This is a genomic window from Monashia sp. HAY1-5C, from assembly GCF_056755255.1.
In genome coordinates, this window is record NZ_JBPGXG010000065.1 from 1 (window position 1) to 24,232 (window position 24,232).

Annotated in this window: 26 protein-coding genes; 11 read left to right on the forward strand and 15 right to left on the reverse strand. The window is 70.1% G+C overall.

The window, feature by feature from the left end:
- From ACR9ZK_RS11500 to ACR9ZK_RS11535, 8 genes are all read right to left on the reverse strand, one after another.
- The coding region (locus tag ACR9ZK_RS11500; RefSeq protein ID WP_481342051.1) for a vWA domain-containing protein at positions 1-1,030 on the reverse strand (1,030 nt) is incomplete at its 3' end.
- Positions 1,027-2,412, reverse strand: a complete 1,386-nt coding sequence (locus ACR9ZK_RS11505; protein WP_481342052.1) for a TadA family conjugal transfer-associated ATPase — start codon at positions 2,410-2,412, stop codon at positions 1,027-1,029. The genes ACR9ZK_RS11505 and ACR9ZK_RS11500, both read right to left, overlap by 4 nt.
- On the reverse strand, positions 2,409-3,584 hold the full coding sequence (locus ACR9ZK_RS11510; protein ID WP_481342053.1) for a CpaE/TadZ family protein: 1,176 nt from the start codon (positions 3,582-3,584) through the stop codon (positions 2,409-2,411). Before ACR9ZK_RS11510 ends, ACR9ZK_RS11505 begins: the two co-directional genes overlap by 4 nt.
- Positions 3,581-4,378 (reverse strand): Flp pilus assembly protein CpaB, encoded by a 798-nt coding sequence (gene cpaB, locus ACR9ZK_RS11515; RefSeq protein WP_481342054.1) that lies wholly within the window; start codon positions 4,376-4,378, stop codon positions 3,581-3,583. The genes ACR9ZK_RS11510 and cpaB overlap by 4 nt, the downstream gene beginning before the upstream one ends.
- Before the next feature lie 50 nt (positions 4,379-4,428).
- Positions 4,429-5,646, reverse strand: coding sequence for a pilus assembly protein TadG-related protein (locus ACR9ZK_RS11520; protein WP_481342055.1), 1,218 nt, complete (start codon positions 5,644-5,646; stop codon positions 4,429-4,431).
- Complete coding sequence (locus ACR9ZK_RS11525; RefSeq protein WP_481342056.1) at positions 5,634-6,041, reverse strand: TadE/TadG family type IV pilus assembly protein; 408 nt, start codon at positions 6,039-6,041, stop codon at positions 5,634-5,636. The genes ACR9ZK_RS11520 and ACR9ZK_RS11525 overlap by 13 nt, the downstream gene beginning before the upstream one ends.
- Before the next feature lie 71 nt (positions 6,042-6,112).
- Positions 6,113-6,283 (reverse strand): Flp family type IVb pilin, encoded by a 171-nt coding sequence (locus ACR9ZK_RS11530; protein ID WP_481342057.1) that lies wholly within the window; start codon positions 6,281-6,283, stop codon positions 6,113-6,115.
- Positions 6,284-6,406: 123 nt separating this feature from the next.
- Entirely contained in the window at positions 6,407-6,589 is a 183-nt protein-coding gene (locus ACR9ZK_RS11535; RefSeq protein WP_481342058.1) for a Flp family type IVb pilin, read from the reverse strand.
- 213 nt (positions 6,590-6,802) lie between these two features.
- On the opposite strand from ACR9ZK_RS11535, the gene ACR9ZK_RS11540 reads away from it, so the two are divergent.
- Positions 6,803-8,245, forward strand: a complete 1,443-nt coding sequence (locus ACR9ZK_RS11540; RefSeq protein ID WP_481342059.1) for a hypothetical protein — start codon at positions 6,803-6,805, stop codon at positions 8,243-8,245.
- An 8-nt stretch (positions 8,246-8,253) separates the two neighbouring features.
- On the opposite strand, the gene ACR9ZK_RS11545 is transcribed toward ACR9ZK_RS11540, so the two are convergent.
- Positions 8,254-9,318: an acyltransferase family protein gene (locus ACR9ZK_RS11545; protein WP_481342060.1), complete on the reverse strand. Its 1,065-nt coding sequence runs from the start codon at positions 9,316-9,318 to the stop codon at positions 8,254-8,256.
- A gap of 146 nt (positions 9,319-9,464) precedes the next feature.
- Positions 9,465-10,691, reverse strand: coding sequence for a hypothetical protein (locus ACR9ZK_RS11550; RefSeq protein ID WP_481342061.1), 1,227 nt, complete (start codon positions 10,689-10,691; stop codon positions 9,465-9,467).
- Positions 10,692-10,867: 176 nt separating this feature from the next.
- Here ACR9ZK_RS11550 and ACR9ZK_RS11555 point away from each other — a divergent pair, with 176 nt between their 5' ends.
- The 3 genes from ACR9ZK_RS11555 (at position 10,868) to ACR9ZK_RS11565 (ending at position 13,112) form a co-directional block, all read left to right on the forward strand.
- Positions 10,868-11,872 (forward strand): glycosyltransferase, encoded by a 1,005-nt coding sequence (locus ACR9ZK_RS11555; protein WP_481342062.1) that lies wholly within the window; start codon positions 10,868-10,870, stop codon positions 11,870-11,872.
- A gap of 122 nt (positions 11,873-11,994) precedes the next feature.
- Complete coding sequence (locus ACR9ZK_RS11560) at positions 11,995-12,750, forward strand: glycosyltransferase family 2 protein (protein ID WP_481342063.1); 756 nt, start codon at positions 11,995-11,997, stop codon at positions 12,748-12,750.
- The gene (locus ACR9ZK_RS11565) at positions 12,747-13,112 is read left to right on the forward strand and encodes a DUF2304 domain-containing protein (RefSeq protein WP_481342064.1); all 366 of its coding nucleotides are present in this window, start codon (positions 12,747-12,749) and stop codon (positions 13,110-13,112) included. Before ACR9ZK_RS11560 ends, ACR9ZK_RS11565 begins: the two co-directional genes overlap by 4 nt.
- An 81-nt stretch (positions 13,113-13,193) precedes the next feature.
- Here ACR9ZK_RS11565 and ACR9ZK_RS11570 read toward each other — a convergent pair whose 3' ends face one another.
- Positions 13,194-13,724, reverse strand: a complete 531-nt coding sequence (locus tag ACR9ZK_RS11570; protein WP_481342065.1) for a class I SAM-dependent methyltransferase — start codon at positions 13,722-13,724, stop codon at positions 13,194-13,196.
- Between the two features lie 39 nt (positions 13,725-13,763).
- Complete coding sequence (locus ACR9ZK_RS11575; RefSeq protein WP_481342066.1) at positions 13,764-14,243, reverse strand: GtrA family protein; 480 nt, start codon at positions 14,241-14,243, stop codon at positions 13,764-13,766.
- 178 nt (positions 14,244-14,421) lie between these two features.
- On the opposite strand from ACR9ZK_RS11575, the gene ACR9ZK_RS11580 reads away from it, so the two are divergent.
- Positions 14,422-15,663, forward strand: a complete 1,242-nt coding sequence (locus ACR9ZK_RS11580) for a hypothetical protein (RefSeq protein ID WP_481342067.1) — start codon at positions 14,422-14,424, stop codon at positions 15,661-15,663.
- A 48-nt stretch (positions 15,664-15,711) separates the two neighbouring features.
- On the opposite strand, the gene ACR9ZK_RS11585 is transcribed toward ACR9ZK_RS11580, so the two are convergent.
- Complete coding sequence (locus ACR9ZK_RS11585; RefSeq protein ID WP_481342068.1) at positions 15,712-15,951, reverse strand: hypothetical protein; 240 nt, start codon at positions 15,949-15,951, stop codon at positions 15,712-15,714.
- A gap of 291 nt (positions 15,952-16,242) precedes the next feature.
- Here ACR9ZK_RS11585 and nhaA point away from each other — a divergent pair, with 291 nt between their 5' ends.
- On the forward strand, positions 16,243-17,589 hold the full coding sequence (gene nhaA / locus ACR9ZK_RS11590; protein ID WP_481342069.1) for a Na+/H+ antiporter NhaA: 1,347 nt from the start codon (positions 16,243-16,245) through the stop codon (positions 17,587-17,589).
- Positions 17,590-17,928: 339 nt separating this feature from the next.
- Here the strand turns inward: nhaA and ACR9ZK_RS11595 are convergent, their stop codons facing one another.
- Positions 17,929-19,017, reverse strand: a complete 1,089-nt coding sequence (locus tag ACR9ZK_RS11595; protein WP_481342070.1) for an acyltransferase family protein — start codon at positions 19,015-19,017, stop codon at positions 17,929-17,931.
- Between the two features lie 468 nt (positions 19,018-19,485).
- Here ACR9ZK_RS11595 and ACR9ZK_RS11600 point away from each other — a divergent pair, with 468 nt between their 5' ends.
- From ACR9ZK_RS11600 to ACR9ZK_RS11620, 5 genes are all read left to right on the forward strand, one after another.
- Complete coding sequence (locus ACR9ZK_RS11600) at positions 19,486-19,992, forward strand: phage holin family protein (protein WP_481342071.1); 507 nt, start codon at positions 19,486-19,488, stop codon at positions 19,990-19,992.
- A gap of 19 nt (positions 19,993-20,011) precedes the next feature.
- On the forward strand, positions 20,012-20,923 hold the full coding sequence (locus tag ACR9ZK_RS11605) for an alpha/beta fold hydrolase (protein WP_481342072.1): 912 nt from the start codon (positions 20,012-20,014) through the stop codon (positions 20,921-20,923).
- Positions 20,902-21,753 carry a serine hydrolase gene (locus tag ACR9ZK_RS11610; RefSeq protein WP_481342073.1) on the forward strand — a complete coding sequence of 284 codons (852 nt, stop codon included), beginning with the start codon at positions 20,902-20,904 and terminating at the stop codon, positions 21,751-21,753. Before ACR9ZK_RS11605 ends, ACR9ZK_RS11610 begins: the two co-directional genes overlap by 22 nt.
- Before the next feature lie 74 nt (positions 21,754-21,827).
- Entirely contained in the window at positions 21,828-23,258 is a 1,431-nt protein-coding gene (locus tag ACR9ZK_RS11615; protein ID WP_481342074.1) for a sensor histidine kinase, read from the forward strand.
- Complete coding sequence (locus ACR9ZK_RS11620; RefSeq protein ID WP_481342075.1) at positions 23,255-23,890, forward strand: response regulator; 636 nt, start codon at positions 23,255-23,257, stop codon at positions 23,888-23,890. The genes ACR9ZK_RS11615 and ACR9ZK_RS11620 overlap by 4 nt, the downstream gene beginning before the upstream one ends.
- On the opposite strand, the gene ACR9ZK_RS11625 is transcribed toward ACR9ZK_RS11620, so the two are convergent.
- On the reverse strand, positions 23,868-24,232 hold a 365-nt coding region (locus tag ACR9ZK_RS11625; protein ID WP_481342076.1), incomplete at its 5' end, for a DUF6907 domain-containing protein. The two genes, ACR9ZK_RS11620 and ACR9ZK_RS11625, sit on opposite strands and share 23 nt — an antisense overlap.

A 24,232-nucleotide genomic window follows, 5' to 3' on the forward strand; every position in this document is an offset into this window, starting at 1 on the left:
CCCCCCCCCCCCCCCCCCCCCCCCCTTCCCCAACCAAAAGCCAGCACACTAGATGTAGCTCCGTCTCGTGGGCTCGGAGATGTGTATAAGAGACAGGGGTCGGGGCGGCCGGGGCCGCGGCGCTGCCGAAGGTCACCTGCTGGGTGAAGGAGAACGGCGTCGTGCCAGCGGTGCCCTTGACCGTGTAGGCGTGGCGTCCGGTCATGGCGTTCGGCACCCGGACCGACAGCTGCACCTGGCGGTTGAGCGCCTGGGCCGAGGTCTGGAACGCCGAGGTGACGGCGGCGGCGTTGTCCGCCGCTGCGACCGAGCCACCGTTGGTCGAGGCCAGACGCTGCAGGGCGGCGCTCGCCGTCGCCTCCTGGGTCTTGAAGCGCACGACGTCGACACGGACGCCGGCCTGCCGCAGCTTGGTGATGGTGTTGGCGAGTGCCCTCGCGGGGTCCTTGGCCATGGTGTCGGCACCGTCGCTGAGCAGGACGATGCTGCGGTCACCGGTGGTGCCGAGGGCCGTCACGGCGTCCTGCACGCCCTCGTACAGGCTGGTGTCGCCACGGGAGTCCAGCCCGTCGACGACCCGGAGAGCCGCGGCCCGGTCGAGGGTCGGCGGCAGGTCGACGCCCGCGGTGTTCGCGAACGAAGCGACCCCCACCTTGACGTCCGCGGGAACCGTGCGCAGGTAGACGGCCGAGGCCTTGCGCACGGTCAGCATGCCGGCCACGCCCATCGAACCGCTCGTGTCGATGACGAGCATCGCCTTGCGGTCGCGCTTGGGCGCCTGCTTGACGGTCACGGGGTACTCGGTGCCGTCGATGGTCACCTTGAGGCTGGCCGGGTCGACCTGGACGTCGGACTTGCTCCGGATCGTCAGGACCCCGGTCATGGTGGCGGCGCCCGCGGACGTCGTCCCGGTGACGCTGCTCAGCCCGACGGTGACGGGGTCGTCGGCGTGCGCGGCCGTGGGCAGGACGAGCAGCCCGGCCATCGCGGCGGCGAGGACGAGCGCGAGTCGGCGACGGACGCTGCTCACAGCCCGGTCCGTGCGAACAGGGAAATCGGCAGCTCGACACCGACGTCGGCGAGGTCCTGCGCGAACTTCGGGCGGATGCCGGTGGGCTGGAGCGTGCCGAGGAACCGGCCGTTCTCGTCGCGACCCGCGCCGTAGTTGAAGGTGAAGATGTCCTGCAGCGTGATGACGTCGGACTCCATGCCGACCACCTCGGAGATCGCGGTGATCTTGCGCGAGCCGTCCTTGAGGCGCGACTGCTGCACGATGAGGTCGACGGCGCCGGCGACCTGCTCGCGGATGGCGCGCACCGGCAGCTCGACGCCGGCCATGAGGACCATCGTCTCGAGACGGGCCAGGCTGTCGCGCGGGCTGTTGGCGTGGACGGTCGTGATCGAGCCGTCGTGACCGGTGTTCATGGCCTGGAGCATGTCGAGCGCGGCGCCGTCACGGATCTCACCGACGATGATGCGGTCGGGGCGCATGCGCAGGCAGTTCTTGACGAGCTCGCGGATCGAGATCTGGCCGCGGCCCTCGATGTTGGCCGGGCGAGCCTCGAGACGCAGCACGTGGTCCTGCTGCAGCTGGAGCTCGGCGGCGTCCTCGATGGTGACGATGCGCTCGTCGTGCGGCAGGAAGGAGCTGATGACGTTGAGCGTCGTCGTCTTTCCGGAGCCGGTACCACCGCTGATGATGATGTTGCGGCGGCCGCGGACACAGGCCTCGAGGAAGTCGCGGACCATCGGCGTGAACGTGCCGAACGAGATGAGGTCGCGGTCGTTGAACGGGTCGGCGGCGAACTTGCGGATCGTCAGCATGGAGCCGTCGAGGGCGATCGGCGGCACGACGGCGTTGACACGCGAGCCGTCGGGCAGACGGGCGTCGACCATCGGGCTCGACTCGTCGACGCGGCGGCCGACGCGTCCCACAATCTTGTCGATGGTGCGCCGCAGGTGCGCCTCGTCGTTGAACCGGGCCTCGACGGGGAAGAGCTTGCCGTCGCGCTCGATGTAAATGTCGTCGGGGCCGTTGACCATGATCTCGCTGACCTCCGCATCGCGGAGGTAGGGCTCGAGGGGCCCGTGGCCGAGGATGTCGTCGCTGACGTCCTGCGCGATGCGCGTCCGGTCGGAGTGCGACAGCGGCGTCTGCTCCGAGTCGATGACGTCCTGGAGGGTCTGGCGCACCTGCGCGGCGAGCTCGCTCTCGGCCAGGTGCGGGTCGTACAGGCGCGGGCCGAGCGACTCGACGAGCGCCGCGTGGACACGCTCCTTGACCGTCGCGAAGGGGTCGGCGTTTCGACGCCGGCCCGCGGCGTCGCTGCCGCGGTGCTGGCCGTTGATGCCGGGCTCGGCGACCTGGGTCGCCGCGCGCGCCCGGTCGAGGCGGTCTGCCAGGTTGCTCATCGCTTGCTCCTCAGGAGTCCGAAGCTGCTGCGCTTCGCACCGTTCTGCATGTCCTCGCCGAAGCGGCGTCGGATCTCGTTGTCGGCGAGGTCGCGGATCGCCATGGACACCGGGTTGCGCGGCTCGTCGAGGACGAGCGCGACACCGCGGTTGACCGACGCCGGGACCGTGAGGCTGTTCGGCACGTTGGCCGAGATCGGGGTCTTGAGCGCGACCTCGACGTCGTCGGGCTTGAGCCCCACCTTGGCGTCGGAGCGGTTGAGCACGATCGTCCGGGACTCCTTGGAGGCGCCGAGCGTGTCGAGGGTGTTGATCGCGATGCGCAGGTTCTTCACGGCGGGGATGTCGAGCGTCGCGATGAGGACGGTCAGGTCGCTGACGTCGAAGGCGGCCAGCACGTGCTCGGTGAAGGACGGCGGCGTGTCGACGAGGACGTAGTCGTAGAGGCTGCGGGCGTCGCGGAGCAGCTCGACGATGACGTGCGAGGGCACCCGGTCGGCATCGGCCGGGTCCGCGGGGGCCGCGATGACGTCGAGACCGCTCTCGGGGTGCGTGGTGACGACCGACGCGATGCCGGCCTCGTCGAGGTGGCCGGCCATCGCGACGACGTCGCGGACCGAGCCGCGCGGCTGCAGCTGGAGGCTGATCGCGACGTCGCCGAACATGAGGTCGAGGTCGACGAGCAGCGTCTTGGCTCCCGTGGAGGCCAGGTAGGTGGCCAGGTTGGTCGACATCGTCGTCTTGCCGACACCGCCCTTGGCGGAGAAGACGGTGATGACCTTGCCCTCGCGGCCGCCCCCCATCGCGCTGTGACCGGACAGCTGCTGCGTCAGCGCCGTCGAGCGGCGGACCGCGTCGGCCAGCGCCGTCTGGTCGTCGGCCTGGACGACCTCCCGGACGCCGCTGCGCAGGGCCTGCGCGAGGGCCGTCACGTCGAGGCGGTGGCGGAGCAGGATGACGCCGAGCTCGGGCCGGTCGATGCGCTCGCGCTCGGCCAGCTCGCAGGCGAGGTCGAGGTCGATGTCCGGGCCGATGATGACGAGCGCGTGGTTGCGGTCCTCCTCCAGGGCCCGGCTCACCCGAGGTCCCGACGTGAGCAGGAGCGCGTCGGCTCCGATGGCGAACCGGTACGTGTCGACGGCGTTCGGGTCGAAGTCCCAGAGGATCGTCATTGCGAAGTCACCGCATCTCTCAACTGGAGGTCCGTGACCTCCTGCTTCGGGTCGATCTGGACGTCAGAGCCTCGAAGAGCAGCGTAGAGCGTTCGGTTCTGGATTCCGTGGATGAGCAGTGGGGCGTCCGTCGGCTTGACCGCGACCGTCACGAGGAAGCCGCCGGCGGCCCCCTGAGCCGTCGGTGACTGGCCTTCCGGCACGGGCTGGGCCGCCGCGCCCGCGAGGGGCGCGTCACCCATGGCGATCACCTGCACGTCACCCATGAGGAGGCTGGTGCCCTTGACCTGGTTCTCGTTGAGGATCTTGGCCTCGGGCGTGTCACTGAGGTCCTTGATCTGGTAGCTCTGGTAGATCGCGATGTGCGAGCCGGGTGTGACGAACTTGCCGACGCGTGCCGGGTCGGACAGGGACAGCGACACCGCGAGCATCCCGCTCGGCACCTCGATGGCCTTGGTGCCGGCCGGCTGGGTGCTGAACCGGGCCGCGAGCAGGTACTCGCCGGCCTGGATGTCGTTGACGGCGAGGAGCGCGTTGTTGTCGGCGTTGACCTCCTGGAGGGCGCCGACCGGCACGGCCTTGGCCGGGACGCTCGTCTGGGCGATGAGGCCGGTGCGTTGCGCGTCCTTGAGGGTCGTGCCCGCCGGGATGAGCTTCTGCGCGACCCACACCGGGGCCGGCGCCTGCTCGGCGATGGCACGCTCGTCGGCGCTGCGCGCGTACATGATGACCAGCGCGCCGCCACCCACGGCCAGCACGACGGCCACGAGGATGGCGAGAATGCGACGGTTCATGAAGGGCTCCCCCCGACTAGCTGTGATGCGTTGAGACGTTCGTGGTGCCGTCAGCCCGCGGGCAGGACGACGTAGGCTCCGAAGTTGTTGCCCGACGTGGGCGGCACGATGGTGCCGGCCCGGTCGAGAGTCCCGGTGACGTACCACCCGGACAGGCACCGGTCACCGCCGGTGCACGGGACGGTCCCGCTGAGCAGGCTCGCGGCCTCCTGGGAACCACCGACCTTGTAGCCGGTGAGGTAGAACTTCGACCACCCGACGACGTGGTAGTAGGAGTTCGAGCCGCCACCGCTGGCCCCGGTGCAGTCCGGGTAGCCGGAGATGCCGCCCGTCGGCAGCGACCCCGCCTTGACGAGGCAGTCGAAGATCGGCAGCTCGACGACGGTGCCGCGCAGGGCCGCGACGGCGTCGTAGCAGCCGCTCGGCGGCGAGCTGCCGGCGTCGATCTGGGCCCAGTCGTTGATGCTGACGTTCGCCTGGCAGTTGCCGGCGCTGTCGACGACGTAGCCGAAGCCGCCGGCGGTGTCCTTGCCGTTGATCGCGCAGGGGGCCACCGTCGTGCTCTTGAGCATGATGGTGATCTCGGCGCTGCTGGCCGGCCACGGGGTCTGTCCCGCCGACGAGCCGTACCCGGGCCACGGCGAGCCGGGCGGAGTCTGGTAGACCGTGCCGCTGCTCGTGTTCCGCTTCCACTCGCACTCGGACACGACGATGGGCACCTTGGCGGTGTACTGACCGGGCGATCCCCAGGCCGAGCGCGCACAGGCGTAGACGGTGCTGCCCGAGCTGTTCGTCAGGGCGCGGGCGAAGGGGGTGAGGACCGTGGTGCCGCTCGAGGTCTCGGTCCGCGTCTTGGTCTCGACGTACGGGATGCCGGAGACGAGCCAGCCCGGCTTGGGCGTGCACTTGGTCAGGCTCGTGGCGTCCGGGGTCTCGCAAGCCGTCGTGATGCTCGTGACCGCGGAGGCACACACGCTGGACACCGAGGACAACCCGTCCTTGGCGTTCGCGTTGGCCAGCGGCTTGACCGCGGTGGCGGCGTTGGCGTCGCTGCAGGCCGCGTTGTTCGTCGCGCACATCTGCGCCAGAGCCATGGCGGAGGCGTCCGCGCCGTTCTGCAGCTGGCGTCGCTCCGACATGATGGAGCCGATGTCGACGCTGATGGCCAGCGAGCCCATGATGACGCCGGTGGCGACGAGGATGCTGACGATGACCGCCACGGCACCCGCGTCGTGACGCTGACGAAGACGACGGTTCACCCTCCGCATCGCATGACTCCTGTCGCAGCCACGGGGCCGGACAGGCCCCAGTTCCCCCCGACGAGGCGAATCGCCGGACCCATGATGATCCAGTTGAACGTCGCCGTCACCGTCACCGACGCGTTGGCGGTGGAGCCGGCGGAACACGTCACGACGCCCGGGACGGCGAGGCCGGGCACGCCGACCGCCGCAGCGGATGCACGCTGGGTGATGGCCGTCATGTCGGTCGCCGCGGGGTTGGGCAGCACGACCGCTGCGCGCACGCCTTCACGGCTGGCGTTCGTCACCTGGATCTGGGTGAAGAAGTAGCGGCCGAAGTCGACGATCCCGGCGATGACGAGAAACAGCACGGGAAGGACGATCGCGAGCTCCACGGCGGCCGCGCCGCGCTCACCTCTGGCCATGCCAGACCGCCCTCCCCGTGCCGGATTTTGCGCTTTGTGTCGTCCACGGCCCCCCGGCGTGGACGTCGTGCTCAGACTTGCGCCGCGACGTTGTTGAACGTCGTCGACAGGTTGTTGCCCAGCAGCGAGACCGCTGCGATGATCACGACGGCGATCAGGGCAACCATGAGGCCGTACTCGACGGCCGTCGCTCCCCGGTCCCCGTTGAGACGGGCCTGGATCCTGGATGCGAGCTTGGTCATGTAATGCGCTCCTCGAACGTTGCGGATGAGTGCCAGACGTCATGCTGGTGCGTGGCAGCCCGTCTCCCGACGAACGAGCCGTGGTCGGGCGCCGGCCGGGTTCGGTCGGCGCCCATCACCAGGTCAGACCTGGGTCGCGACGTTGTTGAAGGTCGTCGACAGCTTGTTCCCCAGAAGCGACACGGCCGCGATGATCACGACGGCGATGAGGGCGACCATGAGGCCGTACTCGACGGCGGTCGCGCCCTTCTCGCGGTCCATGGCCCGGCTGATACCCGTCTGGAGCTTGGCAGCAAGCTTCGTCATTGTTCATTCCTCCCAGTGGTGCAGGGCCACCCGATGTGCCCCCCGCTGAACAGAGATTAGGTGGGCGTTGACGCCCTGTCCTGAAAATGCTTGAAGTTCCCATCACCAACCCAAAGAGGTGTCAACCGGACGCGCCGGGTGGCAGGGTTTGAGCTGCTGAGCGGGACGCCGGCCGCCAGCGCGCCGTGACGCCGGACGAGGAAGGGAGCACCGATGTCGGGGGACACGCCTCCCACGCACGACCGCTCCCGGCTGCGTGTCAGCGGTGCACCGGCGCCGGCCGTGGACGTCGCGTGCGCGGCCGTCTTCGTCCTGCTCGTCGCGGGAGTCGCGGCGGTGGCGACCACCGGCTCCGACGCCTTCTGGCCCGTGGCGCTCGGGGACCGCATCCGTGCGTCGGGATCGGTGCCCGAGGGCGTGCCGTTCGCCGCTGCGCCGACCTCGGGATGGGTGAACACGACGGCCCTCGGCCAGCTCGTTCTCTCGGTCGTCGGTAGCGCAGGAACGCTGGGTCTCCTTGCGGCACAGGTGGTTTCGGTGGCGGTTACTCTCGGCCTGGTGGCTTGGGACGCGCTGCGCCGCGGTGCGCCGGCCGCGCGCACCGCCCTCGTCCTGACCGTGCTGGCCATCGGTGCGGCGACCTCGTTGCTCGTCGCACGCGTCCAACTCCTGTCGCTGGTCCCCTTCGCACTGCTGCTCGTGCTGCTGCGGTCCGAGCACGACCGCCCTTCTCGCCGGCTGTGGTTGGTGGTGCCGCTGCTCGCGCTGTGGGGCAACCTGCACGGAGCCGTCCTCGTCGGTGTCGCGGTCACCGGCTGCCATCTGCTGTTCTCGCGGCTGAGGCGCGACCCTGTCGAGGCGGTGCTCGTGGGAATCGGGTCGCTGGTCGCCGCGTGCGCCAACCCGGGGCTGTGGCGGGCCCCGCAGTACTACCTCGGGGTGCTGGGCGGTGAGGCGACCTCCGACGCGTCGGGCATGTGGGGCCGCCCGGACCCGGCCAACCCCTTCGACCTCGCGATGGTCGTCGCGGCCATCGTGCTCGGCGCCATGGCGTACCGGCGCCGGCGACCGGCGTGGGAGTACGTCGCCGTGGCCGGCCTCGCGGCCGGGACGGTCATCGCCTCGCGCAACGCCGTCTGGCTGCTGCTCTTCCTCGCCGGCTCCGCGGCGGCCTCATCCGCCTCGCGGATCGAGCCGGGCCCTGCGGCCGAGCCCGGGCGGGGGCCGCTCCCCCGGCGGGCCGGCGCGAGCGGCGTCGGCGTCGGCTCGGCCGTCGTGGTACTCGTCGGAGTCCTCGTCGCCTCGGCGATCCTCGCCGTCCGGGCGCCCGGCCTGCACCGGCACGACCTCGACGTCGCCGCGGCCGCACGTGCAGCGGCGGGACGCGTCGTCCTGGCTCCCGAACCGCTGTCCGAGGAGCTGGCGGCCGCCGGCGCGACCGTCTGGGTCAGCAACCCGCTCGATGCCTTCGGCTCAGGAGACCAGGCCGCCTACCTGGCCTTCCTTCGCGCCGACGCCACCGGCGCCACCCGGGCGCTCGAGCAGGCCGACGTCGTCATCGCCTTGGACGGCTCATCCCAAGCCCTGCTCGCGCTGGCACACGGATACCGAGCTACGACGCGCGTCGGCCCCTACGAGGTCCTCGCCCAGCCCTAGACCGGCCTTCAGCTCACGGCTGTCGACGGTGACGTCTCGACGCCGAGGGTGCCCCGCCGCAACCAGGCCCTTCTGATCCAACGCTCCATGGGCGCCTCGATGGTCTCGTGCAGCACCACCGCTGCTGCGACGCTGACCACGATCACGGAAGCGATGGTCAAGCCGGCATCCCAGCCACTCGCCACAAGGAGCGGGTCGCGCAGGATCGACAGCACCGGTCCGTGGACGAGGTACAGCGCGAAGGACCACCGGCCCATGCGGACCCAGGCTCTGGAAGCCAGGGCGACCGGCCTGCCGTCCAGGTCACGAGCAGCGCAGGCACAGATCAAGACAGCGAAGGGTGCCGCCAGGATCGCACTGAAGAGCCATTGCCGATCCGTACCCGTCAACGTCTCGTGCTGCAACCACCAGAGCATGGCGTAGGCGGCGCCGAGCATGCCGACGAGCCCGCCCACGCCCGGGCGGGGTCGCCATCCCTGCCGCATCGCGACGCACGAGAGCATCCCCATGAGGAAGTCGGACAGCCGAACCATGGGCAGGTGGAAGAAGTACGAGCCGACCCCGGTCGTCGACGCCGTGAACGCAGCGACGGCGACCATCGACGACGCCAACACACCCGCCTGGAGCAGTGGGCGGCGCACGGCGGCAACCGCCACGACCGCCAGCGGGAACAGGGCGTAGAAGAAGGCTTCGCAGGACAACGACCACGACGCTCCGACGAGCGAGTAGGCCACCGACTGCTGGGGCCACCAGGCGTGAACCAGAGAGGCGTTTGCCACTGTCGAGGGAATCGAAGGCGCCGCCTGGTCGATGAGGAGCATGACCACGACCATCACGAGATGGAGCGGGTAGACCCTCGCCAGACGCTTCACATAGAACTCGCCCATGGTTTGGGCGCCATTCCACGAGTACGTGAGCACGAAGCCGCTCAAGACGAAGAAGAACGTGACGCCGACATAGCCCAGCTCGGCCGGCCACAGCGACGGTAGGTCAGGCCTGAGCACGGCCACATGGTGCAGCAGCACCAGCAGCGCGGCGACAGATCGAAGCCCGGTCAGGCTCTCGAGGTGCACGTCTCCCCCTCGGCGACGACATTGCGACGGATGTTCACAGGTGGACACGAGGTCACGGCAGACCACTGCCCGAGGCAGCGGCTCGTCTGGACACCCGCGTGGTCTGAAAGCTCCCCTCGGGCTGCGGCGGATGGGTCAGCGCGTCATCAGGGGCCGGGGCGCAGGTCCTCGGTGAAGACGACGAGGATGTTGCCCGCGTACCAGTACTGCCCCACCAGCAGACAGGCGACTGCAACTGCCACCACGATGATCGCGATCTTGGTGGGTCTGCGCGGAGTCCCGAGCAGAAGGACGGGCAGGGTGGGGACGAGCAGCAGGTAGCGGAAGACGGCGGGCAGCAGCGGCGTGAACCAGAACAGGTACAGCGGGTAGGCCAACGACCATGCCCGCAGCTCGGGCCCCCACACCCGACCGCGCGATGTGAACAGGTTCAGGCCGAGGAGCACGACGAAGGCGACGAGCAGCAGCATCCCCGGCAGCCCGAACAGCTGGTGCAGGTCCCGGAACCAGCCTTGGAACGTGCCCCGTTGGTTCAGGCTGCGCTTCGTGCCTGCCTCCCAGCCGATGAACAGGGAAGCCACGAGCATCCAGAGCACTGTCCCGACGGCACTGGCCCCAGCCCCGAGAGCGAGCCCGAGAGCGCCGCGCCGGTCGGCCCGCCAGAAGGGGCCGTCGGTGCGCCACCGGGCCCACGCATGCGCGAGCACTACGAGAAGGAGCGGCAGCGTGACGATGCGGGTGAAGGCCAGGAGCACCACGCACAGGGCTGCCCACCAGTAGCGGCGGTCCGCGAGGAGGTTGAGCGTCGCCATGAGCAGGAGCAGCGCCAACGACTCGCTGTAGGCCACCTGCAGGAGCGGCGCGCTGACGAAGAAGCTCGACAGGACGACAGTGACCGTTGCAAGGAAGTGCCCGGCGTGACGCCGCACGAGGCGGTACATGAGAACCATGGCTGCAGCGCCTGCAAGAACGCTCACGACCGTCGCAGCCCACGTGAAGGACAGGCCGGTGACGGACATGAGGCCGCGAACGATCGCCGGGTAACCCGGAGGGAACGCCCAAGCCCAGAGCGCGTCACGTTCCCCGGCAGATCCGGGCGCGGGGACCTCGTAGCCGAGTGTGGCGATGCGCCAGTACCACTGCCCGTCCCAGTTGGCCACCACTCCCGCGTAGCCCGGCGCTGCAGGCGTGGGGTCGAAGACGTGGTAGTCCTGACGGGTCACCGTCAACGCCACCTGTCGGCGTGAGGCCAGGGCGATGAAGACCGTGTCGACGATCCGCGAGGCGGCGAACACCAGGAGCGGCACGAGGTACCACCGGGTCGGTCTGCCCACGGCCGCGTCGGCGGCCGTCGGCGAGGTCTTCCTGCTCACCTCTACGGACATCTCTCCCCGTTCGTGTCGTTTGGGCCCCCGAAACAATCGCATCGACTCGGGGCTCCGGGGTGCCGTTTGGCGAAACCGGGGTGATCGTTTCCGGGGACCGGCCGACGCGGCGGCGGGCTAGAGTCGGGGGCCGGTAGCCCGTGTCCGGTCGAAGGGACTCCCACGTGACGGCAACCTCGGTCATCGTCATCGTCTTCGGTGCGGAGCCCGGCCTCGACGAGTGCCTGTCCTCGGTGGCGAGGCAGCTGGGCAGCGGTGACGAGCTCGTCGTCGTCGACAACGGAGCGGAACGACTCGACGAGCGGCTGGCCCCCTACGGGGATGTCGTTCGCCTCGTCCGTCCGGGCGGGAACCTCGGTTTCGCCGGAGGCGCCGACGCCGGTGCTGAGGCAGCACGCGGCTCCGTTCTCGTCTTCGTCAACTCGGACCTGCGTGTGCGCGACGGGGCACTGGATGAGCTGTGTTCCACAGTGGCCTCCGACCCCTCCGTGATGGCCACGGGGTGCCTGCGCCTGGCGTCGGACCCGACACGGATCAACTCTGCGGGCAACCCCGTCCACTTCACCGGCCTGGCTTGGGCCGGTGCCTTCGGTGAGCCCGCCGACGAGCACGCCTCGCCGCGGCCCGCTGCGTCGGCGAGCGGCGGGTTCATGGCCGTGCACCGTTCTCGCTGGGATGCCCTCGGCGGCTTCAACGCCGACTACTTCATGTACCACGAAGACGTCGAGCTCAGCCTGCGCCACTGGATGACCGGTGGTCGCATCGTGTTCGTCCCCGCAGCTGTCGCGGACCACGACTACGAGTTCGGTCGGAATGCCCGCAAGATGTTCCACCTCGAGCGAAACCGCCTCATGACCGTTGCCACGGTCTATCCGGCCGCCGTCCTGTGGCGGGTCCTTCCGGTCCTCGTCCCCTTCGAGGCGGCGCTCGTGGTCCTCGCAATCACCCAGGGCTGGGGTGCGCAGAAGCTCCAGTCGTACTGGTGGCTCCTGCGCCACGCTGGCAGGGTCCGGCGTCGCCGGCGAGCCGTCCAGCGGACCTTCTCCGAGGGGGAAGAGCGGCTGACGAGCCTGCTCTCCTCGAGCATCGACCCAGCCGGCTTCGGCGCCGTACGGGGGCTGTCGCTCCTCAACACGCTGCTCACGGCGTACTGGCGCCTGGTCCGGTAGGTGGCAGAGCGGGCTGGAGGGCCGGTTGGCAAATTCGCCATTCCGCTGACAGGGCTGGGGCGCTGGGTCAGCATGCTGACTACGGGGCCGATCAGCCCTGATCGTCACGCTGGGGATGGCTCGTGGACTCACGCTTCGACACCGGTACTGCACCGGTCGACCGCAAGGTCCTCGTCGTCATGCCCGCGTACAACGAGGAGCTGTCACTCCCCGCCGTTCTCGCCGACGTTCGTGCCGCCCTTCCCGACGCCGACATCCTCGTCGTGGACGACGGGTCGACCGACGGGACCGCGCGCGTGGCCAGTGACCTCGCCGCCGTGGCCCGGCTGCCGTTCAACGTGGGAGTCGGGGGCGCGATGCGCACCGGCTTCCGCTACGCCGCCGAGCGCGGCTACGACGTCGTCGTGCAGATCGACGCCGATGGCCAGCACGACGCGTTCCAGGCGCCACGGCTCATCGCCGCGCTGACCGCAGCTGACGTCGTCGTCGGCACGCGCTTCGGCAACGGTGACGACGCGGAGTGGGTCGCCGGGCATCGTCGCGTCGCGATGACGATGTTGGCACGGACGGTGTCCGGACTCGTGCGTACGCGCGTCACGGACTCGACGTCCGGGTTCCGGGCCCACTCACGCCGGTCGATCCGCCTGTTCGCCGAGCACTACCCGACCGAGTACCTCGGCGACACCGTCGAGTCGCTGGTCATCGCCCACCGGGCCGGGCTTGCCATCGCCGAGACCCCGGTGCTCATGCGGGCTCGGTCTCACGGCGCCCCGAGCCAGGGCACGGCGTCCTCCATCCGCTACATCGCGAGGGTGCTCGCCTCCACCTACCTCGCGTGCATCAGGACGTGGCCCGTGTCCGGCGAGGTCGCGGCGTGACCGGCGGCTTCTGGCTGGCCGCGGCGGGCGCGGCGGTTCTCGTCGGTGCGATCGTCGAGATGGTCCGGCGCCGCTACATCCGCGGCAAGTTCGCGATCACGTGGCTCGTTGTTGCTGGCCTGACCGTGCTCGTCGCGGTCGCCCCGGGCCTGCTCGACCTGCTCGCCGCCGCGACCGGGGTGACCATTCCCCTCAACCTGTTGTTCTTCGTGGGATTCGTCGGCCTGTCGCTGATCGTCATCCAGCTGACAGCGGAGCACAGCCGCCTCGAGCGACGTGTCTCCACCCTCGCCGAACAGGTCGCCCTCCTGCGGGCGGACCAGGCGAGCGCGCGGCGGTCAACGCCGGCAGACCGACCCTGAGGAACGCCGGACCGGCGCTGGGTCCAAACACCTCGGGCCCGGAGGCCGTCCCGCGGTTGTCCCGCACGTCGAGCCGACGAGTCAAGCCGTGGCGCGAACGCAGAACTCGTTGTAGGTGAACCACGTCCCGAAGCGTCGCGGGAGCGGGAAGCTGAAGTCGCTGACGTCACGCAGACCGACCGTGGCGAGCAGGCGCGACAGTGCCCGGGCGTCGGCGAACCAGACGTGTGTCGGGTCGCTCGCGAAGCCACGCTCCTGCGGACAGACCACGAAGACCTTGCCCCCCGGCTTGAGGTAGGGCAGGTAGGACCGGAGAAGCGCCTCGGCCTCGGTCTCGCTCATGTGCTCGAGAACGTGGGCCACGAGAAGTGAGTCGAACGTCCCCCGCAGGCCGGCAGCGGCCTCTTCGAGCTCGGCCACCGTCCGCGCGTCGAGGCCCTGCGACCGCGCAGTCCGCACTGCCGTCGTGTTGTGGTCCACGCCGACGGACCCCGCCTCGAGATGCTGCAGGTTCCGGCCGATCCCGCACCCACGTCGAGCGTCCGCCCGAGCTTCTTGCCGCTTGAGGTTGAGGACTACGGCAGCCGGACCAGCAGGACCCGCTTCCACCATCGACCCTGGGCGCTGACCAGTCGTGTGGCGTACGCCGGGTCACTCGTGTCCACGCGTGACTGACCTCCTGAACGAGAAGCGGCTGTGGCCCAGCCAGCTGTAGCAGGCACTCACGACCATGAGACAACCCTGGGACAGCACCACGGGGAGGTGGAGGGTCTCCACGGCGAAGGTCAGCAGGGCCGCGTTCACACCGAGGTTGGTCAGGTGCACGAGCTCAAAGCGCCACAGGTCGTGGAGCACCTGCCCGCGCACCCCGAAGACCAGCCGCCGATGGCTGGCGAAACCGATGAGGACCGTCACCACGTGAGTCGCGACGACGGCCCACAGGTAGTCCCACCTGCCGGTGAACAGGTGCTGGAAGACGACGAAGACGCCGAAGGCCATGAGGGCGTTCGCGCCACCGTTGAGCAGGAACCGGACCCGCTGGTCCTCGAGCAGAGCACGCACCAGGCCGAGTGGGCCACCGATGCGCGGGCGCGTGGGTGCGGAGGCGAGCGCGACGTCTCCCTGCGCCATGCGTCTCCCTCCCGAAGCCCGGACCGGCGGTCCTGTCCGACTACGACAGGATGCAACACCGACGGTCGTCGCCGGAGCGGAACGGCCAAAGCCGACGCGATGGGCTGGGTCCAGAAATGTCGTGGGGGGAGGCGTGGAACAACTACGGTGCTCGTGGACCCACGGTGATCGGAGCAGCGTGACGGCGGAGACGAATGCGCACCAGCGGTCGCGCGGCCGCGCACAGGTTGCCTTGCTGCTCGGTGGGTACACCGCACTTCGAGCGCTCAACCTGGTCGAGATCTGGATCGCCTCGCACAGCCAGGCGGCGAGCGGGTCGCCGACCCCCACGGGCAGTCCGACCCAGTACTTCGTCCACACCGCGACCCCCGCGTCACCTGGGCTCCTCGGCGTCCTGACGAACTGGGACGGGCAGTGGTACGAGCGCATCGCGGTCGACGGCTACCCGTCGGGCGTCGACGTGCGCTCCCCGAACGACGCGTGGGCCTGGGCCTTTCCTCCGGCCTTCCCCATCGCCACACGTGCCGTGATGGCCGCGACCGGCACACACTTCGTGACGTCTGCGGTGATGCTCAACCTGGTACTCGGCGCGATCGCGACCCTGCTGGTCTTCCACCTGTTCCGAAGGGTCGTTGGTGACTCGACCGCCGTGCTGGCAGCCCTGCTCGTCAACGCCTTCCCGTCGGCGCCCATCTTCATGCTCGCGTTCAGCGAGCCGATGGCGCTGGCCCTCCTCCTCGGCGTCCTGCTGGCCGTCGTGCGCCACCGCCACTGGCTGACGATCCCGTTGGTGGCCGCCCTTGCCCTGACGCGCCCCGTGGCCGCACCCCTCGCGGCCGTCATGGTGCTGCACTGGTGGACGCACCGGCGTTCCACCTACGGACGCGAGGGCACCCGCGCGCGTGTCGCGATCGCGGCCGCCACAGCGCTATGCGTCGCCTCCCCCTGGCTCTGGGGGTTCCTCTCCTCCGCCCTCGGGGCACCATCGACGCCGACCTCAGGTGCCGACCGGACGGCATCGATCGTCAGGGCATTCGACTTCGGGTGGTTCGGCGCCATCGAGCGAGCCGCGGGTCCTGTCGTCCTGGCGCTGTTCGTCGCGCTCGTGACCTGTACCCTCGCGCTCACCGCGATGAGCGCGCGACGGCTCGACCTGCCCGGCGAGCTCATCGCCTGGGGCGTGTCGTACGTCCCCTTCGTCCTGCTCGTGACGCCCCTGCACCCGGCGATGCTGCGCTATCTGCTGCTGGCTGCACCCTTCCTGGTCGCACTGCCGCTGCGCCTGGTCGAGCTCCCGCGCCCTGTCCGGGTCCTGACCCTGCTTCTCGTTGCCGCGGGATCCCTGTGGCTCCAGTGGTTCTGGATCCGTTACGTCTACATCCTCGACCCCGCCCCCGCGCTGCTCCCTTTCGCGGCCTGATCTGGGCGCAGTGACGCTTCCTGACCAGGAAGAGGCGGCGCCCGCACGTCAGCGCGAGGGCGCAGCTCCGCGCCGGAACCAGCGCGCGCGCCGATGACGGTGCGGCTGCGCGGCCCGGTCGGCCTCGGCGTCGCGGACCTGCTGGAGCATGGTGCGCGGTGTCGGCGGCGGCCAGTCGCGGGCGCGCGGGTCGTTCGTGTCCATGACGAACTCGGTCCAGCCGTATTCGTCGCGGTAACGGAGCTGTCCGTCGCCGATGTAGTACCAGCCTGCAGGCTTCTCACTCATGTGCTCCCCCAAGCCCATGCCGATGTGGTCGTTTGCCCCCTGGAGCAGACGATAGCGCGCAGTTGGCTCCGAAACGGTGCTTGCCCGATTAGTCCGATTTGCCGCGCGCCCAACGGATTTCGGCCACGCCATGGTTGGAGCCGGGCACATGCGAGGGGTGTCGGGCGTCCGGCTCGGCCGGGCCCTTGCGGCGTCGGTAGACTCTGTCCCGGTCGGGCGCGCAGGAGCGCGCGGTCACGGTGTGCCGGGAAGTCTGGTCGGCGTCCCTCGTCGTCGACCCCGGAGGCAGCCGTGACGCACGACCGACACACGCCGCAGGACGCACCCGCGCGCACCGCGAGGAGGCGCATCCTCGGACGCGGCACGTGGCGCGATGCCCGCTACGTGGCGGAGGTGCTTCGCCAGGAGACCGTCGGCGGGGCGATCCTGCTGGCGGCGGCCGTGGCGGCGCTGGTCTGGGCGAACAGCCCGTGGCGTGACGGGTACGCGAGCCTGCGCGACACGGTCGTCGGGTGGGGAGGGGTCCACCTGGACCTCAGCCTCGGCGCCTGGGCGGCCGACGGCCTGCTCGCCCTGTTCTTCCTCGTCGCCGGCATCGAGCTGAAACGAGAGTTCGTCGCGGGCGACCTGTCGGACCGGCGCAAGGCGGCCCTGCCCATCGCCGCCGCGGCGTGCGGTGTCGCGCTCCCTGCCCTGCTCTATGCAGGGACGGTTCTCCTGATGCTGCGCGGGTCTGACCCAGCGAGCCTCTCGTCCACACTGCGCGGCTGGGCCATACCGACCGCGACCGACATCGCCTTCGCCCTGGCGGTCCTCGCCGTTATCGGCACCCACCTGCCGAGCGCCCTGCGCTCGTTCCTCCTCACGCTGGCGGTCGTCGACGACCTCATCGCCATCACGATCATCGCCGTCTTCTACACGGACTCCCTGCAGCCGCTGTGGCTGCTCGCGGCCGTCGTGCCTCTCTCCGTCTGGCGAGTGCTCCTGCAGCGCAAGCTGACCAACCCCTTCGTCCTCGCCGCGCCGGCCCTGTTGGCCTGGGGGTTCGTCCACGCCAGCGGCATCCACGCGACGGTCGCCGGCGTCCTCCTCGGGCTCCTCGTTCCGGTCAACCGCGAACGTGAGGAGGACCCTGACGTGCAGACCCTCGCCGAGCGGATGGAGCAGAAGCTCCGGCCGTTCTCCGCAGGCTTCGCGGTACCGGTCTTCGCCTTCTTCGCTGCCGGCGTCACCGTCGTCAGTGGGGGCCTCACCGCCGCCCTCACCGACGCGGCTGCTGTCGGCGTCGTCGTCGGGCTCGTCGCCGGCAAGGCCGTGGGGGTTCTCGGGGGGACTTGGGCGGTGGCGCGCTTCACCCGCGCCGAGCTCGACCCGGACCTCTCGTGGGCAGATGTTCTGGGCCTGTCCGTCCTCGCGGGCGTGGGCTTTACCGTGAGCCTCCTCGTCGGCGAACTCGCCTTCGGAGCCGGCACCGTCAGGGACGATCACGTCAAGGTCGCCGTCCTCACCGGCAGCGTCATCGCTGCCCTGCTGGCCACCGTCGTCCTGCGGATGCGGAACCTCCACCATCGGCGTGTCGCACTCCGCGAGGCCGAGGACCTCGACCAGGACGGGATCCCAGACATCTTCGAGACCTAGTCCGACACCACATCTGGCTGAATGCACATGTGGACTAGGACGGATCGAAGCCGCCGGTGACAGCGCGCAGCAAGATGCGCACCAAGCGCAGGTGGGCCGAGGCGCCGTGGATCCTGGTGGACCTCGCCTGGCCAAATGGCTAGCACGGAGCGATGTGGTGGGCGGGAACGAGCCCGATCCCGGCCAGCGCATGACCGGTGTGTTCACCGCCCTGCGGCAACGAACGAATACTGCCCCGACGAAGTTCGGCTGCCCAGCTCCCGGTCCGCGGCCGCGGATCTTAATTGAGATCGTCAACCGAATCCGGAGCGGCTCTTCGCCGCGGCCAGCGAAGGGGGGTCACCCATCTGCCTGCACACGACGCCTGGCAAGCCAATGCTCATTACTGCACGACCTTATTCTCAACCGGGCTGGCGACGAGAAGGTGGGCAGCCTGGCACGAAGCGCTGGCCGCTCCACGAGGAGCCACGACAGCCACGCGAGCGGGACAATAGCCATGACCGAGAGGAGCGTGAACAGCGCTGGCCCGAGACGGTTTGGCACGCCGGCCAAGACCAGCAGCTGTTGCATCGGGAACGCGTATACGTACATCCCATAGGAAATGTCGTTACGTACACCGACTCTGGTCCGGAGTGTGGCGCCGCACCAGAGCAGCAAGTACGCGAGCGCGAGGGGAGCAGCGGATGTGAAGACACGGGGCCCAGCCCACCACGCCAACGCGACGATCGCAGCAGAGGCCGCGGCGAGAATGGCCGACCGCGGCATTCGCTCGCGGAGGTGGAAGAGCAGAGCGCCCGCCGCAAAGAAGCCACCAAGTCGGGCAGACTGCATGACCGGAAACACCTCCATCGCAGGCGGGTCGAGCACGAGCAGCGCAGTGGTCACGCCGAGAACGGAGGCCGCTACCACTGCTGCGTGTTGGCGGGCGGCGCCAAGGAGCAGTCCGAACGCCACGTAGCAGCCGAGCTCGTAGGTCAGAGTCCAGAGTGACCCGTTCCACACGCCCGGGTAGGGCACCGAGACCGGCCCGCCACCGATGCCCCATTGCTGGAACCATGCGACTGAGTTCGAAAGCACGTATGAGCCTGCGTCCGCCCAGGGGTAACCGGGACTGGCGATCGCTGCCCCAGCCGGTCCTATTACAACGGCCGTGATGGTGAGGCTTCCCCAGAGTCCGGGGTACACCCGTCGAGCGCGCCGCCAGAGGAACTGACCGAATGGAAGGTGACTGCGGCTCCCCGCGATCAAGAATCCGCTGATCGCGAAGAACCCATCGACAGCCCGCTCGTGCACGGCGGGGACAGGCGGCTGGATTCCGTAGGCGAGGACGTACGTATGACCGACGATGACGAGTGTCGCGAGCACGAGCCGAAGCGCGTTGAGTGCGTTGTCGCGGCCGTCGAGGGCCCGCCAGCCCGTCCCCTGCATGGTGGTAATGGTGCCGTCTGCCCGGTGAGTGCGTCCGCAGAACGGGCCCAGTGGCTCAAGTCACGACCAGGCGCTCAGCGAGCGCGACGGCCAGCCGGGCTTGGTTGTCTGGGGCCAGGTGCGACCGGACAATCCCCTGCTGGCTACCGCAGAGTGACCCTTGAACAGGCAGCCGAGGTGTTCGGCGCCAGGTTGGCGCCCGCTGTGGACGTGGCTACAGCGCGGTCATGGCGGTCCGTCCCACCGACGTGGTCGCCTCGGGCTTTGGCGGCTCCCTATGGGTCCGATCCACCTATCTGTACACCGTTCCCATCCACTACCTGTGCATCCTCGATCCCGCGCCCGCCCTGCTGCCGTGGGCGTCCTGAGGCGGCACCTGCGGCGTGGGGTATGGGACCGGGCAGTAGGGTGACACCCGGTAGGCACGCGTCCCGCGTGCACCCCGAGCGAGAGCGAGGAAGAGAGCCGATGAGTATGGACCCCCGGCAGGAGCGGACCCTCGGCCAGCTGGTCGCCTCCGCGACCCAGGACATCTCGAGCCTCATCCGCAGCGAGATCGCTCTGGCCAAGGCGGAGCTGTCGGGCCAGTTCAAGAAGGCCGGCAAGGGTGGTGGGCTGCTCGCGGCCGCCGGTGTCGTCCTCTTCTACTCGGTCTACTTCATCTTCACGACGATCGCCGAGGGCATCCAGGCCCTCGGCCTGCCGCGCTGGCTCAGCTTCCTCATCGTCACGGTCTTCATGCTCATCGTCGCCGGCATCCTCGCGATGCTCGGCATGCGCAGGATGAAGACCGTCAAGCCGACTCCCGAGAAGACCATCGCCAACGCGCAGCTGACGGTCGCGGGAGTCAAGGCCGCGGTCGAGCACCCCGGCACCGTCGTGCCCGCGCCGCGCCCCGAGTGGGACCGCCACGACCTTCCCGCCGCCTCCAGCACCACGTCCACTGCTGCCGTCGACGCCTCGCGCGACGCCTGACCCCACCCCGCTCGGTTCCATGCCAGTCGACGCTGCGTTCGTCAATGTCGAGGGACCGTGGGAGCACCGGTACGTCTCGGCGAACGGAGCCCGGTTCCACGTTGCCGAGAAGGGCGACGGGCCGCTCGTCCTTCTCCTGCACGGATTTCCGCAGTTCTGGTACACGTGGCGCCACCAGCTGGTGGCCCTCGCCGATGCCGGCTACCGGGCCGCTGCCATGGACCTGCGGGGGTACGGCGGGAGCGACAAGCCCCCGCGCGGCTACGACACGTACATGTCGACTCTCGACGCCGCGAGCGTCGTCCGCGCCCTCGGTGAGAAGCACGCCGTCGTCGTCGGTCAGGGCCTCGGCGGCTGGATCGCGTGGTCGATGCCGACGTTCCGCCGTGACGTCACCCGCGCCGTCGCGTCGCTGTCGATGCCGCACCCGCGGATCATGCGCCACGCGACGTGGACCGACCGCCGACAACGGCGCGCGTCGGCCTGGATCGCCGGGCTGCAGCGCCCCTTCGTGCCCGAGCGCGAGATGGCCGAGTCGCACGAGTACGTGGGCAACCTGATGCGGGCGTGGGCCTCGCCGTTCGGCGAGTTCCCCACGGACGAGGACGTGCGGCGCTACGGCGACGCGATGATGATCCCCTTCGTGGCCCACTCCGCCGCCGAGCACTACCGGTGGCTGGGGCGTTCGTCGGTCCGACCCGACGGGCCGCTGTTCATGCGTCGCGTCCGCCACGCCGTCCGCGTCCCGGTCCTGCAGCTGCAGGGCACCGAGGACGGTTGCGTGCTGCCGGGTCCGACGTACGGCTCCGGTGCGTTCGTCCCCGGCGACTACCGATGCCTCAAGATCGAGGGGGCCGGCCACTTCCTCACCGAGGAGGCGCCGGAGAAGGTCAACGAGGCGCTCCTCTCGTGGCTGGGGTCGCTGGACTGATGGACCTCGAGCTTCCCGACGCCGGCGGGGTCACGTGGTCGGTGTGCCTGCGCGACGCCGACGGCACCCCGCTCGCGGCCGACAACGCGGACTCACCCCTGCGCACGGCGTCGGTGGGCAAGGTGCTGCTCCTCCTCGAGGCCGCTCGCGGCATCGCCGACGGCGACCTGTCCCCCGACGAGCCGCTGACCCGCTCGGTCGACCTCTGGGTCGGCGACTCCGGGCTCTGGCACACCCTCTCCGTCGAGACGCTCCCCCTCGTCGACGTCGCGGCGCTGGTCGGGGCTGTGTCCGACAACCTGGCGACGAACGTCCTGCTCCGACGCGTGGGCCTGGCCGAGGTCGCAGCCCGCGCCACCGCGCTGGGCATGCGGTCGACGGCGCTGCACGACCGCGTCCGCGACGTCCGCTCCGACGAGCACCCGGCCACCCTCTCGACCGGCAGCGCCGCAGAGCTCAGCGACCTCATGACGCGACTGTCGTCCGGCACCGCGATCGGTCCGGAGCCGGACCGCCTCGTGCGACTGTGGCTCTCGGCCAACGTCGACCAGACGATGGTCGGTTCGGCCCTCGTCGACCAGGCCGGGCTCGACCCCATCGCGCACCACGTGTCGTTGGGCGAGGAGCGCGTCGTCTGGAACAAGACCGGCACCGACGCCGGCGTGCGGGCCGACGTCGGCGGCGTCACCGTCGAGGGTCGCACCGTCACGTGGGCGGCCATCGCGAACTGGGACCCCGCGGTGGGCACCTCCCTGGACCACCTGACGGTCTGGGCCGTGCTGCGCGGCATGCGCCACGTCGGCGAGCTCGTCCTCGACGCCGTGACCTGAGCTTTTTACCGTTTTCTGACCCAAGGTGGTCAATCCGCATACCCGCGGCGAACCCCGAACCTAGACTCCGGTCCATGGACCACGAGGGGGGGTCCGGTCGGCGAGGACCGGTCCGTGCGCTGCGCGCGTCGGTGGCACCCACCCTGGCCGGGTGGGCCATCGGCCTCCTCGTCACGGGCGCCATCCTCGGCACGCCGTACCTCCTGTTCGCCTACCACAGCCCGGAGCTGCACCTCGTCCTGGACTGCATCGACAGCGGGATCGCCCTGCTCGTCGCCTACCTCGTCTTCGGACGCTACAGCCGGTCCGGGCGGCTGCAGGACCTCCTGCTCGCCGACGGCCTCTTCCTGCTGGGTATCGCCGGGGTCGGCTTGACCCTCGCGCTGCACCTGCTCGGCGTCGACGACGAACGGATCGGCGTGTGGCTGCCCGTGGCGCTGCGCCTCCTCGGCGCGGTCCTGGTCGTCACCGCGTCGCTGGTCGGTGGGCGCCTGGCCCGCGTCGGTCACGGCCTGGGCTGGATCGCGCCCTGGGTGGCCGTCGTCGCGGCCGCCGCGCTGGCCTGGGCCTGGCGGGGCGTACTGCCCGCGGCCCTGTCGGAGACCCCGCCTGTATCCGCCCAGCACCCCGTCATCACGGGCCACCCGGCGCTGCTCTGGGCACATGGGCTGACCGCGCTGTGCTTCGCCGTCGCGTCGGTCCTCTTCGCTCGTCGCGGACGGCAGGAGCGAGAGGCCGCCGACGAGCTGGTCTGGGTGCTCGGCCCGGCCTTCGGGCTGGCCGCGTTCGCGCGCCTCAACTACCTCCTCTTCCCCTCCCTCTACAGCGACTGGCTCTACACGGGCGACCTGCTGCGCACGGCGTGCTACGTCGTGCTGCTCCTCGGCGCCGCCCGCGAGATCAGCCACTACTGGACAGCGCAGGCCCGGGCAGCGGTCCTCGACGACCGTCGTCGTCTGGCCCGCGAGCTGCACGACGGCGTCGTCCAGGAGCTCTCCTACATCCGGCTGGAGACCTTCCTCGTCGACTCCGACCCAACGGCCCGCGAACGCATCGTCGACGCGTGCGACCGCGCGCTCGACGAAGCGCGCGCTGCTGTGGACGCCCTCGGCCGCAGTGCCGACGAGCCGCTCGGCTTCGTCCTGCACCGCGCGGCGCGACAGGTGGCCGAGCGGTACCACGCGACGCTCGAGGTCGAGCTGGACGACTCGGTGCACGCCGACGCCGAGGAGCGGCATGCCCTCGTCCGGATCACCCGCGAGGCCGTGTCCAACGCCGTCAGGCACGGTCGGGCGGACCGGATCCACCTCCGACTCGCGCGCGACGAGCAGTTTCGTCGGCTGCTCGTCGAGGACGACGGCGCCGGCTTCGACCCGGTGGCCGCCAGGACGCAGTCCACGGGGTACGGCCTGACGAGCATGGAGGAGCGGGCCCGGGGCCTGCACGCGTCGTTCGTCATCGACTCCGCTCCCGGTCGCGGTACGACCGTGGCGGTGACGTGGTGACGCTGCGCGTCGTCATCGCCGACGACCACGCGCGCATGCGCGGACGCGTCCGGGCCGCCCTCGAAGGCGGCGGGTGCGAGGTCGTCGGCGAGGGAGCGACGGCCGAGGACGCGGTGCGCCTCGTGGCCGAGCACCGGCCCGACGTCGCGCTGCTCGACATCCACATGCCCGGCAGCGGGATCCTAGCCGCGAGGGACATCGTGCGGTCCTCCCCCGAGGTAGCCGTCGTCATGCTCACCCAGTCGGCGGAGGACGAGGACCTCTTCGACTCCCTGCGCGCCGGGGCGTCCGGGTACCTGCTCAAGGACACGGACCCCGACAAGCTGGCCGACCTGCTGCGCGGGGTGCTCACCGGAGAGGCCGCCATGCCGGCCCGACTGGTGGCCCGGATCATGGACGAGTTCCGGACCCCGTCGAAGCGCCGATTCGGGCGCCCCAGCGTCGCCGCCGCCAAGCTCAGCTCACGCGAGTGGGAGGTCATGCAGCTGCTGAGCGAGGGCCTCAGCACCGACGACGTCGCCGGGCGCCTCTTCCTCTCGGCGACGACCGTCCGCGTGCACGTCTCCTCCGTGCTGAAGAAGCTGCGGGTCAAGGACCGCGAGAGCGCCTTCAGGGTCCTTCGCGGCGAGTGACACCCATCCCCTCGTCGACGAGCTGGGTCAGCGCGTCGATGAGGGCGTCGGCCTCGTGCAGCGTGTACTCGTCCGGGCCCACCACGACGTAGGGGCCGTCGGCCTGCTGCGTCGCCGGGTCGATGGTCGTGCACAGGCGCAGCGACGTCCCCCGCACGAGCAGCTCGACGCTCACGTGGATCTGGTCGTCCTCGCCCTGCCGAGTGCCGTGTCGCTGCACGCACCAGGCCGGGCAGCCGACCGGTCGGTCAGCGCCACCGCGCACGGGGTACGACAACGCGTCCCGCGGAAGGCTCCGCTGGCTGTCCACGTGCGGGCCCCCCTCCGCTGGGCGACAAGAGT

Coding starts and splice junctions, on each gene's coding strand:
- ACR9ZK_RS11505 (WP_481342052.1), bottom strand. CDS start 2,412: ATGAGCAACCTGGCAGACCGCCTCGACCGGGCGCGCGCGGCGACCCAG.
- ACR9ZK_RS11510 (WP_481342053.1), bottom strand. CDS start 3,584: ATGACGATCCTCTGGGACTTCGACCCGAACGCCGTCGACACGTACCGG.
- cpaB (WP_481342054.1), bottom strand. CDS start 4,378: ATGAACCGTCGCATTCTCGCCATCCTCGTGGCCGTCGTGCTGGCCGTG.
- ACR9ZK_RS11520 (WP_481342055.1), bottom strand. CDS start 5,646: ATGCGGAGGGTGAACCGTCGTCTTCGTCAGCGTCACGACGCGGGTGCC.
- ACR9ZK_RS11525 (WP_481342056.1), bottom strand. CDS start 6,041: ATGGCCAGAGGTGAGCGCGGCGCGGCCGCCGTGGAGCTCGCGATCGTC.
- ACR9ZK_RS11530 (WP_481342057.1), bottom strand. CDS start 6,283: ATGACCAAGCTCGCATCCAGGATCCAGGCCCGTCTCAACGGGGACCGG.
- ACR9ZK_RS11535 (WP_481342058.1), bottom strand. CDS start 6,589: ATGACGAAGCTTGCTGCCAAGCTCCAGACGGGTATCAGCCGGGCCATG.
- ACR9ZK_RS11540 (WP_481342059.1), top strand. CDS start 6,803: ATGTCGGGGGACACGCCTCCCACGCACGACCGCTCCCGGCTGCGTGTC.
- ACR9ZK_RS11570 (WP_481342065.1), bottom strand. CDS start 13,724: ATGGTGGAAGCGGGTCCTGCTGGTCCGGCTGCCGTAGTCCTCAACCTC.
- ACR9ZK_RS11575 (WP_481342066.1), bottom strand. CDS start 14,243: ATGGCGCAGGGAGACGTCGCGCTCGCCTCCGCACCCACGCGCCCGCGC.
- ACR9ZK_RS11585 (WP_481342068.1), bottom strand. CDS start 15,951: ATGAGTGAGAAGCCTGCAGGCTGGTACTACATCGGCGACGGACAGCTC.
- ACR9ZK_RS11595 (WP_481342070.1), bottom strand. CDS start 19,017: ATGCAGGGGACGGGCTGGCGGGCCCTCGACGGCCGCGACAACGCACTC.
- ACR9ZK_RS11600 (WP_481342071.1), top strand. CDS start 19,486: ATGAGTATGGACCCCCGGCAGGAGCGGACCCTCGGCCAGCTGGTCGCC.
- ACR9ZK_RS11605 (WP_481342072.1), top strand. CDS start 20,012: ATGCCAGTCGACGCTGCGTTCGTCAATGTCGAGGGACCGTGGGAGCAC.
- ACR9ZK_RS11615 (WP_481342074.1), top strand. CDS start 21,828: ATGGACCACGAGGGGGGGTCCGGTCGGCGAGGACCGGTCCGTGCGCTG.